7 protein-coding genes and 1 pseudogene are annotated in these 13,500 nt (G+C 60.5%); 2 read left to right on the top strand and 6 right to left on the bottom strand.

Going from position 1 to position 13,500, the window contains the following annotated elements; translation table 11 throughout:
- Positions 1-200: 200 nt before the first annotated feature.
- On the bottom strand, positions 201-1,238 hold the full coding sequence (locus tag KC8_RS13240; protein ID WP_010124635.1) for a hypothetical protein: 1,038 nt from the start codon (positions 1,236-1,238) through the stop codon (positions 201-203).
- A 258-nt stretch (positions 1,239-1,496) separates the two neighbouring features.
- On the opposite strand from KC8_RS13240, the gene KC8_RS13235 reads away from it, so the two are divergent.
- Together KC8_RS13235 and KC8_RS19855 are read left to right on the top strand one after the other, a co-directional pair.
- A complete protein-coding gene (locus KC8_RS13235) occupies positions 1,497-2,873 on the top strand; it encodes a tyrosine-type recombinase/integrase (RefSeq protein WP_010124636.1) in 1,377 nt (458 codons plus the stop codon).
- Between the two features lie 37 nt (positions 2,874-2,910).
- Positions 2,911-3,084, top strand: a pseudogene (locus tag KC8_RS19855) (IS630 family transposase); the annotation flags it as partial.
- 42 nt (positions 3,085-3,126) lie between these two features.
- On the opposite strand, the gene KC8_RS13225 reads toward KC8_RS19855, so the two are convergent.
- From KC8_RS13225 to KC8_RS13205, 5 genes are all read right to left on the bottom strand, one after another.
- A protein-coding gene (locus tag KC8_RS13225) for an IS3 family transposase (protein ID WP_157663893.1) occupies positions 3,127-4,298 on the bottom strand; the annotation gives its coding sequence in 2 pieces (ribosomal slippage) (positions 3,127-4,034 and positions 4,034-4,298; 1,173 coding nt in all).
- 320 nt (positions 4,299-4,618) lie between these two features.
- Positions 4,619-7,147 (bottom strand): TonB-dependent receptor, encoded by a 2,529-nt coding sequence (locus KC8_RS13220; RefSeq protein WP_010124300.1) that lies wholly within the window; start codon positions 7,145-7,147, stop codon positions 4,619-4,621.
- Between the two features lie 166 nt (positions 7,148-7,313).
- Positions 7,314-8,552 carry a DUF1214 domain-containing protein gene (locus KC8_RS13215; RefSeq protein WP_232455536.1) on the bottom strand — a complete coding sequence of 413 codons (1,239 nt, stop codon included), beginning with the start codon at positions 8,550-8,552 and terminating at the stop codon, positions 7,314-7,316.
- 114 nt (positions 8,553-8,666) lie between these two features.
- On the bottom strand, positions 8,667-11,051 hold the full coding sequence (locus KC8_RS13210) for an arylsulfatase (protein ID WP_010124302.1): 2,385 nt from the start codon (positions 11,049-11,051) through the stop codon (positions 8,667-8,669).
- Between the two features lie 70 nt (positions 11,052-11,121).
- Positions 11,122-13,464, bottom strand: coding sequence for an arylsulfatase (locus KC8_RS13205; RefSeq protein WP_037495565.1), 2,343 nt, complete (start codon positions 13,462-13,464; stop codon positions 11,122-11,124).
- Positions 13,465-13,500: the final 36 nt, after the last annotated feature.

The raw sequence follows: 13,500 nt of genomic DNA, 5'->3' as shown, positions 1-13,500 counted from the left end.
GAGGCATAGTGGTGGTGTTTGGGTCTTACGGATCATGGTGACCCCGAAATCGCGCCTGTTGGGCTTCCTGTCGACCCGATTTTTCTGCATTCCAAGCCGCAACCGCGCCCGGCAGCGCCCGCCAGGGCAGGTGGGTGGGAGCTGCGGTCCTGAGCCGTGACGCCGCGGGCCAATTGTCTAATCGTTGGTCACCGCGCAGATCAGCCGGGGCGGACCAGCAGCCTATCAATCGCCGCCACCGAGGCATCAAATTCTTCGAGCGCGCCGGCAGAAAATCCAGACGACGCCGGCAGGACCTGGCGCGGTTCTGCCCGACCATCCGAATGCGTGATCGAAACGAGGTGCACGCCGCCGATGGTTTCGCGCGCGATCAGGCCTTCGGCCTCCAGCGCGGTGAGCATGCCGCGCACCCCGAGCCGCGTGGCGGCGAGGATCGCCTCGAGTTGCGCCGAGCGGAGCGGCCCGAACCCCGCAAGCCATTCGAGCGCGCGCGGCGCGCGCGAGGTTGTCCGCTGCCCCTGGGTGAAGCGGACGATCCGGGCCGCGGCCTGCCGCGCGTGATCGAGCCGGGTTTGCTGGGCGAGCACCGCCTCGCGCAAGCCAAGCGCAATCGTCAGGCGGCGGTTCTCGTCGGCGATGTCGGGGGCCGTCGCATCAAGCCGGATGAGGTTTGGCCAGGGCAGGGGGCTGCGCATAAAACCGTGCACGCGGAGGGTTTCGCCGATCACCGCCTCGACCGCCCAGCGCGGTGACGGCGCCCCGCTCTGTTCGAACGGGATGAGACCGCCGGGGCCGGTCAGCGCGACCAGGTCCCACCGGGCAGGGGCGAACACCGGACTGCGGCCGAACGCCTGGTGGAGGGTGGACAGCAGCGCGAAGGGCAGGGGGGCAGGCTCCCGCGAAAGCTCCGCCACGATCGCGTGAGCTTCCATCATCACGGCAGCCGCGGCGTCATGACCGGCGCGAACTTCGCCATCGCGCGGCGCGAGCAATGCGCGCTGCAGCGCGCGGGCGCTGCCGGCGAGACCCTCGGAACGACTATGGCCGAGGTCGGTCAGGATCGCCTCGCACAGCGCCCGGGGCGGCTGTGCTGCCACAGCGGCCTCGGTGGACAGGCTGGTCAGTCCGGCGAACCAGCTGTGGAAGCGGGCGGGTGTGAAGGCGTGACCGGCCTGGCGCAGCGCGTTCATCAACCCGTCGCGCACCACGCTGAGGTGGAAGATCCGGGCGACCGGCAACGGGCCATAAGCAAGTTCGCCGTCGAGCCGACCGAGTGCGAGCGCGGCTTGGGCCTCTGCGCTGGCGAGCGCGGCCGGGACGGGGAGGGGTGACGCAGCGTGCGACGAGGATGGCAGCTTCGATTCCTTCGAGCGGACACGGGGAATCCTCCGCTAGCATGTCCTGTATAGCAAAGGTGATTTCGCTAGACAGTCTCTTATCGAGCTGGGCGGTTAAACTATCGGTAAGCAGGGATTATCAGTAGTGCCTTTGGCATCATGCCGATCTATTGTCCCGGCGATGGAGCGCATGTCGTCACACCGCCGGACACGGCAAACGCCGGCGGGTCGGATGGGTCCGCTTTCGCCACAGCCGCGGATTGCGGCGTGAGCCGCGCGCTGGCGTCCGCCGCTGCTGCCCGCACGCCGGTCGCCGGCGAGGTCGTAACCGTACTGGCGCCGGGCGAGGCGCGTTTGCCGCGCCGGATGCGCGGATCGGCCACCGATCGCATCGCCCAACTCACCTCGCTGCTGGGCGAGTTGGTTGCGGCGGACTGCGCGATCGACGCGCTCGCGTTTCGCAAGAGCCTCGAGGCCCGGGCCCCGGCCAGCGTCAAGGCGCTGGCCAACGACCTCGCTTGTTATGCCGAATTCTGCACGCGTGTTCGCGGGGTGGGGCTGCCGGCCACCGTGGCGCGGGTCGTGGCCTATGTTGAGCACTGCGAGGCGCGCCAGCGCAAGCCAGCGACGGTCAACCGCCGGCTTGCGTCGCTTGCGGTGATGCACGATCTGCTCGGCGTCCCCAGCCCGACCCTCGCACCGGTGGTGCGCGACGCCGTCCGGGGCATGCGGCGGCGGGTCGACATTGGCCAGCGCCAGGCCAGTCCGTTGCGGTTCGGCGAAGGCATCGGCGTCGAGGCCGCCACAGGGTTCACGCTCACCGCGCTGCTCGACGCCTGTCCGGGCACGGTGTCGGGCCTGCGCGATGCCGCTTTGCTATCACTCGGCTACGATGCAGGCTTGCGTGTCTCTGAACTGGTCGCGGTCCGGTGCGAGCATATCACAATCCAGGAAGACGGCTCCGCGCGGCTCAAGGTGCCGCAGTCGAAGACCGATCAGGAAGGGCAGGGGGCCTGGGCCTGGCTTTCGCCCGACACCGTCCGGCGCATCGCCGCCTGGCGGGCGGTCGCGTCGATCACGACAGGATCGCTTTTGCGCCGGATCGGAGTTCTGCGGACCCGCGTGCGGGAGGCGCGGCGTGCGATCCACATCGCCGAACTGGCCTGGAATGCCGGGGTCGACCACCGCCGCATGGCCGCGCAGCCGGCGAAGCCGGCGACGACGACCTATGCGATCGGCGAGGAGGCGATGACGCCTGCCGCGGTGCGGCAGATCATCAAGCGCACGGCTCTGCGCGCCGCCGAGGAGGGGCTGGTCGCGCTGTTCGGCACCGAACTCGAAGCGGCGATCGCGGGTCTCAGTACCCACTCGCTCCGGGTCGGGCTCACCCAGGATCTGTTCGCGAGCGGCGAAGATGCCGGGCCGATCAGCCAGGCGCTGCGCTGGTCATCGACCGCGACCGCGTTGCGTTATGGGCGGGAACTCGCGCCGTCGTCGAACGCGGCCGCGCGGATGCTGCGGCGGGTGCGGCGGTAGTTCAGTCCGGTGCGACGACATCAATTCTGTCACGTCACAGCTGAACCCGGTCGAAAACATCTGGCAGTTCATGCGCGATAACTGGCTCTCGAACCGGGTCTTCAGGTCCTACGACAACATCCTCGACCATTGCTGCTTCGCTTGGAACCGCCTCGCCGATCAACCATGGCGCATTATGTCCATCGGACTACGGCGAGGGGCTCATGGGTGATGATCGACTGATCGGCCCCCACCGAGTGGTCCGGTTTGATTGTTAGTGCATTGTTGCTTCCGCCGCCATTGCTGACGGTAGGTGGAGCGAAGCGGAACCGGACGGCGGCAATGGCGGTGTCGCACTTTCCGGGGCCGGCGGCCGATAGCCGAGGCTGCTGTGCGGGCGAACGGTGTTGTAATGCCGCCGCCAGGCCTCGATCAGCACCTTGGCCTCGGCGAGGCTGTAGAAGATCTCGCCGTTGAGCAGTTCGTCGCGGAGCGACCCATTGAAGCTTTCGTTATAACCATTCTCCCACGGTGAACCGGGCGCGATATACAAGGTCTTCACGCCGATCTGGGCGAGCCATGTCTGCACGGCAGTGGCGATAAACTCGGCGCCATTGTCCGACCGGATATGAGCCGGTGGTCCCCGCGCGATGAACAGGTCAGCGAGAGCCGCCAGCACATCTTCATGCTTGAGCTGGCGTGCCACGATAAGCGCGAGGCACTCCCGGCTGGCCTCGTCGATAATGGTGAGGATCCGGAACTTGCGCCCGTCATGCGTACGGCCCTCGACGAAGTCGTAGGCCCAGACATGCCCTGGATATTCCGGCCTGAGCCGGATACACGAGCCGTCGTTCAGCCATAACCGGCCCCGCTTTGGCTGGCGCTGTGGCACCTTCAACCCCTCCTTGCGCCAAATCCGCTCAACGCGTTTGCGGTTCACCGTCCAGCCGGCATCGCGCAGCAATGCGGTCACCCGGCGATAGCCGTAGCGGCCGTATTGCTTGGCCAGTGCGATAATGTCCTCGGTGAGCCGCACCTCATCATCCGCCCCGCGCGGCACCTTGCGATGCGTCGACCGATGTTGCCCGAGCACCCGGCATATACGCCGCTCGGACACTGGCAACTCCCGCCGCAACTGATCGATACAGCGTCGCCGCCGCGCGGGGCTCAGAAGTTTCCCCGAGCGGCCTCCTGAAGGATCAGCTTGTCCAGCGTCAGGTCCGAGATCGCCCGGCGAAGCCGCAGATTCTCCTTCTCCAGATCCTTCATCCGCCGCGCCTGGTCGGTCTTCAGACCGCCATATTCCTTGCGCCAGCGGTAGTAGGTTTGCTCGGTGACCGCGATGCGCCGGCAGGCTTCGGCCGTCGTTCCACCCTGCGCCAGCACGATCTCAACTTCACGCAGCTTGCCGATGATCTCTTCCGGCTTGTGCTTCTTGCTCGGCATTCGTCGTCCCTTTCGTGATCCAGACTATCATAGTCGATGGACCACTCAGACGGAGGCAGATCACAACGAGACTTGGTATTATCATACACGACCAAGTTAACTTCATCCGCTAACGAGAATAATGGGGTTCACTGGTGCGCCTCCGTTGCTGGTACGCCGTGGCTCAAACCGCTAAGCGGCCAACCTTCTCTGATATCAACCCAATTCTGATCGTTGCCGACGTTTCGGCGGACTAAAAAGCGACAGGCCACAAGCTCGGATTTCTTCCGAGATGGCGTCCCTGGTCTGTGTTACAGGACCAGAGACGCCGATCACTTCGTTCAGATTCCGAAGTTGTAACGCAGGCGAATACCATACATGCGCGGCTCTCCGAATATCTGCGTCTGATTGCCGATCGCGTTATAAACGCCACTGTTCGACAATGCATATTCTTTATTGAGCAGGTTTGTACCAAACAACGTTGCATCCAGGCCGCTGCCCAAAGCGTTCCTCCAATCTATCGAGGCCGATAACATGCCATAGGCAGCCAGATCACTGCCTGGCTCCCACGTCTTACTGCCATCAACGAACTTCTCCAGCGCGGGGCCGGATTGGTGCCGTGCGTCGGTCCAGGCATAGCTCACGAACAGATTGACCTCGCCGAAAGCCTCAGGTGTCGGCAGTGCAAGGCGGCCATAGACGGAAAAGATATGTGGCGACATATACTGCAACGGAATGCAGGTGAGGTCTGGCGTGGTGGTCCTGAGATAACCGTTCGCCGCCGTCGAGTTGCAATCCCAGACAGGCGTGGCCGATTTGTACTTGAACGACTTATAATGCGCGTCGATGTAGCTGTAATTTCCGCCAATTTCGAGTTCGTCGATCGGCTTGAACATCGCTTCCACTTCGACGCCACGGATCCGCGCAGAGGCTTCGCTCAGCGTGGCCGCGCCGCTTGAGTTGGTTGTCGGATTGAAATCCGCCAGACCACGCTGGATCTTGCTGTAATCCATGTTGTAGGCATTGACGTTCAGGCGAACCGGCCGACTGGCCACCTTGAAGTCGGACTTGAAGCCGGCTTCCCAGTCGGTCACGAATTCGGGGCCGAACTGCGCGTATTGCGCATTGACTGCGAACGCGTTGAAACCGCCCGCCTTATAGCCACGCGTAACCTTCCCATAAACCAGCAGGTTATCGATCGGGCGATAGTCAAGGCCAATCGTCCAGTTCGGCGCCGAACTCTTCAGGTGCCCCTCATAGCGGCAACCCCTGGTGGCATCCGTCGTCAAATTGTTGGCATTCCCGCGTGGGACGGACACGCCATCAAACAAGCAACGCACATTATCGACGCCCGCTCCCGAATAGATCGCCGGGGAATAGCTTGTCGTGCGGCCATCGATCTGATCCCAAGTGTAGCGATAGCCCCCCGTCAATCGCACGCGATCGAGAGCCGGAGTCAGTGCCCCGAAATCAAGGGTGGCCTGTGCAAACAATGCCTTCGATTCATTGGTAACCGCCGATCCCCGGAAGCCGGCGCACTGCAGGGCGCCTGCCTCGCCCGGGCGTCCGCACAGGGTTGTGAAATAGTCCCCCATCTGGCCACCTGGCTTCTGCTTGGAATAGAAGCCGCCGACGGTATAGATCAACTTATCGTCGAGAAGATTGCCTTGAATCTGTAATTCCTCGGTAAACAGCTCGTAATAATCTTTCGATGACGCGCGGCTGAGCGTCGTTACGCCCGTGTTGTTGATGTTGGCAATGGAGCCATCCTGGTCCGAAGCATAGCCAGATTTGAGCGATGCGAAACTGATGATATTTTTTAGCTTCAGGCCTTCTGTCAGATCAACATCTGTAGTGTTGCTGACGCCCCAGGTTTCGACCTTGGCGAAATCGTCCACGCCATGGGCAACCTTGCGGATGCCACGGTCCTCCTGATCGCTGATAAGCTTTCTCAGGTCGGTACAGTTGGCGTCGGGGCTTGCCTGGGTACCGCAGAAATTGCCGAATCCAGCCATGGTGAAGCCGAGAAGTCGTGAGTAATTGAAACTGATCGGCACGATACCGGTGCCATTGTTCTTCGAATAGCCGTAATAGGCCATCGTGTAATTGCTGACGCCTTCGAACGGCTCAAACTCGATACCGATACGCGCCATGCGCCAGTGCTGGTTGTCGCGATCCTTGTTCCAGTTGATGTCTTTGGTGAAGCCGTCGCGATCGCGCGAGGCCCCTACGAGCCGGACACGCAAATTGTCGGTCAAAGGCGCGTTCAGCACTGCCTCGAACTCGGTCATGTTATAATTGCCGAAGCCGCCCGAAAGATGGCCTTCAAGACGATCGGTCGGACGCGCCGCCGTAAGCAGGATCGCGCCGCCGGTGGTGTTGCGGCCGAACAGCGTTCCCTGCGCGCCGGACAGAACCTGTACGCTTTGAAGATCGGTGAAATTGCCCGCGCCGCCTTGCTGGCTCAGGGTGTAGGCGATCGGCAATGGAACTTCATTCATGTAGACGACAACGCCCGGCGAGCCCTGGAATGAGGCGCCCTGGCCGCGGATCGATGGGGACATGACGTCGCGCGAAGCCTGGCCATTTGGCTGGATGGTCAGTGAAGGAACCTGACTTTGCAAACCCTGCAGGTTGGTCACATCGCGTTCGCGCAGACCATCCGGCGAGAGCGCCGTTATAGTGATCGGAACGTCCTGTGAGCGCTCCTCGCGGCGCTGGGCGGTAACGACGATTTCACTCAGGCCGTTATCTTCAGATGCGCCCTGCCTGGCATTCTCCTGGGCCATCGCGCCCGAAGAAGCAAATGCAGTCAGTGCACTCCCTGCCAGAAGTGCCACGCGAATCATTCGTTTCGTATAAATGCTCATTTCCACTCCCATTTTGTTGTTCCGTATTCGCATATTAATTGTTGTTTTTATCTTTCAATTCATCAACCATAATAAACTGAAGGATATTTTGAGAATATTCCTTTTAGTTTTCCTATTGTTAAAAATATCCTCACATGGATCAATGACGTGAGCGCGAATGTTCAGTTCACCAGAGAATGCGCTGCAGGAATGCGGCCCTGCGGTCACGCAATTGACGGTCGCGCTCCCGCGCGTCCACCTGCGGCGTATCCTTCGGCAAATGGCGGCGCAGATCGGCGAGCTTGACCTTTGTCAGCGTCGGCATGGGCTGCGCATTGCAATCGGTCCAGCGGCCCTGAACCACGCCGGTGGAATTGCCGGCTGTGTCCAGCCAGTTGGGCACGCCGGGATCGCGCGCGGAGATCACGATACGCAGTACCCCATCCTTGTCGACCTGCGACTGCGCATCGTTCAGGCTGCTCTGGTTGTTCACCCAGTCGGTTGTCTCGAACAGGTCATTAGTCAATATTGTCGAATAATAACCGCATGTTGTGGGAACTTTGCTTTCGAGAATGAGGACTTCGTCATCGTTCAGATCATAAGCGCCATGATAGTAGAATTGCCCGAACAGGCCGCCCATTCCGGAAATCACATCGAATATCTTGAGTTTGTTGACGAAGCCTTCCCTCCGCAGTTCACCCGGGGTCCCGACCAGGAAGAGGGCCGTATTGGCCGTCCGGCCGCCCAATTCATCCAACCGCTTCCGCAAGGACGCCGTGCTTTCACGCGGGCGTAAGGTCGATCTGTCCAGCCGCTCGATGGATATCGTGGGATCGCGCTCTTTCACCCAGTCGGCTGACACCTGCCTGATGACGAGGCCATTTGCTTGCGGTTCAAGCTTCCACCAGTTCCCGGTATAACCTTCCGGCCGGGTGGGGCTGAGCAGCACATCAAACTTGCCCGCCGCATCCACGGGCAAGGCATTGAAATCCCCATAGGCAAGCGGGACGACCTTCTCATTCCCGTCAGGCCCGGTACGCGACATCTGGCCCAGCTTGAAAATGCGCAGGGAGCCGCGTGTCCCGCGCAGGCGGTAGCTGCCAGCGGGATCCACGGGGGTTTCCTTGTAGATTGTATCGGAATTGGGCTGATAGACGTTCAACGTCTGATTAAGGCTCGGAAGGAAAACGGGATTGTTGATATCAGCGCTGATCGCCTCCAGCGAACGCGCGGTCAGCGCTTCCAACGCGAGACGCCCGACCTCCTGCTGAATCCAGGGATCTCGCCGCTGATCTTCCGGCAATTTGGCAAGGATCAGGCCGGGGAGTTCCCGCAGCTTATCAATGAATTCGTACCATCCCGGCGTTGTGATCTGCGCGGCCCGTGTTTCCTGTGCAGCTGCCCCGGTCCCACCGGTCAGCGCCAATGCGATGGCGGCAAGCCCGCCAAAGTGCCGGTGCATCCTCCTCATTTCGCTCTCCTATGCTCCGGGCGTTTCCATTCGCCTGTAATGCCCTCTGATCTGCCAGTTCGTTCGCAATCACCGGGTGCGATCGTCGGATGTTTTGATGACGATCTTGCGGATCGAACCCGTGAAATGCGGGTTCGCTAAATAATCATTGGAAACAAAGGATCCCGTGTCGAAGCCGATATCGAATGTTTCCTGAGTTTCGTCGAAACCCGCAATCCGATCAACGTGACGACGGGCGACTTCCGTGCCATTCACACTGATCGAAAGTACGCCGCCAGGCCGGCCTGATTTGACCGGATCAAACGTGAAGCTGTAGCCGATGTGCGCCGGACCCGTTGGCAGCGTTTGTGGAGCTTCAAGTCGAAACTGGTCGCGAGGCTGTTGTGAGGCCGCATGAACGGCCACCGGACGGCCATCCTTCAGATAAAAGCTCCAGCCGCCGAAGCGTCCTCCGGAAGCAACCAGCACACCATTGACCGACCCAGCCGGGATTTCCACGTCGGCCGCGATGGTGAAAGACTTTTCCCTGAGCGGGGGCGCGGATGACTCGGGAATTTGAAGATCCGGTCCCCAGTAGGTGAATTCGCTATGTTCACCCCGGTATGGGTTTTTCCGCAGCCGGCTTAGCGTGCTGTCATCAAGGGGGAACACATTGTTTTTTGCCGCTTCCACCTGCCACATGCGCTGAAGCGATTTGAGCTTGTCGGGATATCGATCGGCGAGATTATTCGCTTCGGCAAAATCCTCATCGATCTTATAAAGCTCCCACGGCCATTTGGTTACGTCCGCCGGCGGCACCTTGCTTTGCCAGGGCAGGCGTTGTGGGGTTGTCCCGGCGAGCCAGCCATCGTGATAGATGGCGCGGCTGCCCATTAGTTCGAAATATTTGGTGTGGCGGCGGTCTGGCGCTCTTGCGTCGTTAAAGCTGTAGCCGAAACTGATGCCGTCCACCCGCTGCTGCGGCACGCCATTCACCGATGTCGGCGCAGGGACGCCCGCGGCTTCCAGGACGGTGGGCATGATATCGGTTATATCGTGGAATTGGCTGCGGATTCCGGTCTGCTTGATGCGGTCCGGCCATGATACCACCATCGGGTTTCGCGTGCCGCCGAAGTGTGAGGAAACCCCTTTCATCCAGGGGAAAGGGGCATTCAGGGCCCAGGTCCATCCGACCGGAAAATGCCCGGAGCTTTGCTCGCTGCCCAGGATGTCCAGCTGAGAAAGGCGCCAGGCGGTATCCTCGCGGCTTCGATCGACGATCGTCGCTCCAGAGTTGGTGCTACCATCAATGCCGCCTTCGGGGCTCGTGCCATTATCCCCTTCGACAAAGATGACGAGTGTATTGTCGGCCCGTCCCATGCGTTCGATTTCATCAAGCATCCGGCCGATCTGGGCATCGTGATAGGCGACCATCCCGGCATAGACTTCCATCATTCTGGCGGCCACCTGCCGGTCACTGTCAGACAGCGTCTCCCAAGCGGGAAGGCCTTCCGGGCGCGGCGTCACCTTGGTCGTGGAAGGGATCAGGCCGTTCGCCATCTGCTTGGCGACGGTCTGTGCGCGAAGGGCATCCCATCCTCCGTTGAACTGGCCCTTGAATTTTTCAATCCATTGCTTTGGCGCCTGATGGGGAGAATGCGCGGTGCCCGGGGCATAATATAGGAAGAATGGCTTTTCGGGCGCCGACGCTTTCTGTTCATGGAGCCAGTGAATGGCATCGTCAGCGAGGAATCGATCCAGGATCGAGTCCGGCTTGCCACCATCAGGCGGCGAAATGCGATTTGTCCCCCGGACCAATGCGGGATGCCATTGGTTGGTGGAGCCCCCGATAAAGCCATAGAAATATTCGAAACCAAGGCCCGTTGGCCAATGATCGAAGGGGCCGGCGGCCGTCTCTTCCCAAGACGGGACATTGTGATGCTTTCCGAACATCGCGGTGTTGTAGCCATTCTGGCGCAACACTTCGGCCATGGTAGCGGCGCTTTTGGGAATGATCGAATTATATCCCGGATAGCCCGTTGCCAAATCGGTGACCACGCCGCTGCCGACCGCATGATGATTGCGCCCGGTCAGCAGCGCCGCGCGCGTCGGCGAACACAGGGCGGTGGTGTGAAAGCGGTTATATATCAGGCCCCGTTCCGCCACACGATCGAGGTTCGGGGTGGGCACAGGTCCGCCGAACGTGCCTGCAACCCCAAATCCGACATCATCGGTCATGATCAGGACGATATTGGGAGCGCCGGCGGGTGCGGTTAAGCGGGCGGGGAAAGACGGAACCGAAGCGGCAACAGACGAAGCAACCTTGCCGTCGAACGAGGCGGGCCTGATCGGCAGAATTCGTCTGTCGATGGCCTCGGCGGTTTGCCCCGCGCCGACGGCGGCTGTGGATAGCATTGCCAAGGTAACGCCAGCCATAACGGGCAATGTGGTCGCTGAAACCTTGGCAAATATCATCTTGCAACTCCCGGTGCCGCCAATTTAATTTTATAATTATTTAATTCATGAAAATATGTTGAAGTTTTTATTAATTGGATTTGACTTCAAGTCGTTGAATGTCGCCAGTGAAATTCGACGGGCCGCCATAGTCGAGCACCTGATTTCCCGTATCCCGACCCACATCGAACATTTCTCCAAGTCCGGCCGTGTTGGTCACCGTCCGATCGATGCGTCCACGGACGACTTCCTTGCCGTCGATGCTGATGCGCAACAGCCCACCTTTTCCGATGCCGCCGCCATCATAGTCGAAATCATAGCGAATGCTCGCCTTCCCCGGCACCAGGGCCAAGGGTGAAATGATCTCAAACTGGTGTTGTTTCTGCTGGGTAAATGCGTGGTGCGCGGCCGGCCGGCCGTTCTTCAAATAGAAGCTCCAACCGCCGAACCGACTACCGCGTGCGAGCAGAACGCCATTGGCGCTGCCGTTGGGTATGATCACATCGGCCATGATGCTGAAGGACACTCCCCGCATCGGCGGTGCCACATCATCGGTTACGCTGATGTCCTTGCCCCAGTAGACGAAACCATTGGGGTTTTCCATCCGGATGTCCTGTGAGGCGCGCGCGCGTTCGTGCGATTCCCGGTCGTCGAGCGGCAGGACGTTGTTGCGCTGGGCTTCCTGTTCGAACAGCGTCCGTAACTGTTCCAACTTCTTCGGATAAGTGGCAGCCAGATCGCGCGATTGGCTGAAATCCGTGTCGAGATCGTAGAGTTCCCAGACATAGTCGTCGGGCGACCCCTCAGGATTGCTCATCGTCCAGGGCATTTTGCGCGGCTTCGTATTGGCGATCCAGCCGTTGTTATAGATGGCGCGACTGCCCTGCATTTCGTAATATTGCATTGTCCGGCGATCGGCCGCTTCAGGGCTATCAAAGCTATAAGCCAAGCTGATGCCGTCGATGCGCTGCTGCCGAGCCCCGTTGACGATTGTCGGGGCAGAGATGCCTGCGGCTTCCAATATGGTCGGAGCGATATCAACCACATGGTGGTACTGGCTCCGTATGCCACGTTCCTTGATGCGCGAGGGCCATGAGATCACCATCCCGTTGCGTGTGCCACCGAGATGGGATGCAATTTTCTTCATCCACGGGAATGGTGCGTTCGTCGCCCAAGCCCAGCCGACCGGGTAGTTGCCATAGGTATTCGGGCCGCCGAGACCGTCGATCCGTGAGAGAAGATCGGTCACCTTCTCGGTTGCGCCGTTGGCGAAAGTGGCCATCCAGTTTTCGGCGCCAGATATGCCGCCTTCGGCCGATCCGCCATTGTCGCCCTCGATGAAGATGACGAGCGTGTTTTCCAACTCACCGGTTCGCTCAAGTTCATCGATCAGGCGACCGAATTGGTGGTCCTGATGCGCGAGCATAGCGGCGAAGACTTCCATCATTCGAGCCGAAACACGCTTCTCGTCATCGCTCAGGCTATCCCATGTCGGAACCCCTTCCGGGCGTGGGGCAAGGATTGTTGCCTGAGGCACCACGCCGAGCCCTTTTTGACGAGCCAGGGTTTGCTCACGAAGGCGATCCCATCCTTGGTCGAACTTGCCACGGAACCGGGCAATCCATTCGCTGGGAGCCTGATGCGGGGCATGGGCCGTTCCTGGGGCGAGATAAAGCAGGAAGGGTTTGTCGGGCGCAGCGGCTTGCTGATTATGAACCCATGTGATGGCGTCATCAACGAGCGCCGCATCCAGAATCCTGTCCTTGGGCGCATCGATGGGCGTAATATTGCGGTAGAGGACGGGTGAGAACTGATCCGTTTCTGCACGAATAAAGCCAAAAAAATATTCGAAGCCCAGTCCGGTTGGCCATTGGTCGAAGGGGCCTGCTGCGGATCCCGCGCCCGGTTGCACATTATGATGCTTGCCGAACATGGCGGTGTTGTAGCCATTGAGCTTGAGCACCTCGGCGAGCGTGGCCGCGCTGCGCGGTAGCGTATTTGAATAGCCGGGAAATCCGGTTGCCAGGTCCGGAACGGATCCGGAGCCAACATTATGGGGGTTGCGACCGGTCAACAGTGCCGCGCGCGTCGGAGAGCAGACGGACGTGGTGTGAAACCGGTTATATTTCAGGCCGTGAGCGGCAAGCCTGTCCAGATTGGGTGTTGGTACCGGGCCGCCGAAGGTTGATGCAGCGCCGAAGCCGACGTCGTCCGTAAGCACTAGAAGAACGTTTGGAGCGCCTGCCGGCGCTCTTGCGGGCTTCGGAAATGATGGCTTAGAATTTGCGTATGTTTGACCGATCACACCGGCGAATGGTGCGGCAGGTTCCGGCAATATAATTTCAGCCTTGGGCGAGCCTTTTGCGCCCGACAGCGACAGGGCCAGCAAGATGGGGAGGAGGGAATGGCAGATTCTCCCCTGATTCTTGGTCATTGCCACCTCGCGCCCCCTCCAGGATATTAACAATAC

This window comes from Sphingomonas sp. KC8 (assembly GCF_002151445.1).
Classification (GTDB): Bacteria; Pseudomonadota; Alphaproteobacteria; order Sphingomonadales; family Sphingomonadaceae; genus Sphingomonas_E.
The sequence above is the reverse complement of the archived record's forward strand: the minus strand, read 5'-3'. Positions and strand labels throughout refer to the sequence as shown.

Bases quoted from the DNA above. Each gene is read 5' to 3' on its own strand.
- KC8_RS13210 (WP_010124302.1), bottom strand. From the start codon at position 11,051: ATGATATTTGCCAAGGTTTCAGCGACCACATTGCCCGTTATGGCTGGC.
- KC8_RS13220 (WP_010124300.1), bottom strand. From the start codon at position 7,147: ATGAGCATTTATACGAAACGAATGATTCGCGTGGCACTTCTGGCAGGG.
- KC8_RS13235 (WP_010124636.1), top strand. From the start codon at position 1,497: ATGCCGATCTATTGTCCCGGCGATGGAGCGCATGTCGTCACACCGCCG.
- KC8_RS13205 (WP_037495565.1), bottom strand. From the start codon at position 13,464: ATGACCAAGAATCAGGGGAGAATCTGCCATTCCCTCCTCCCCATCTTG.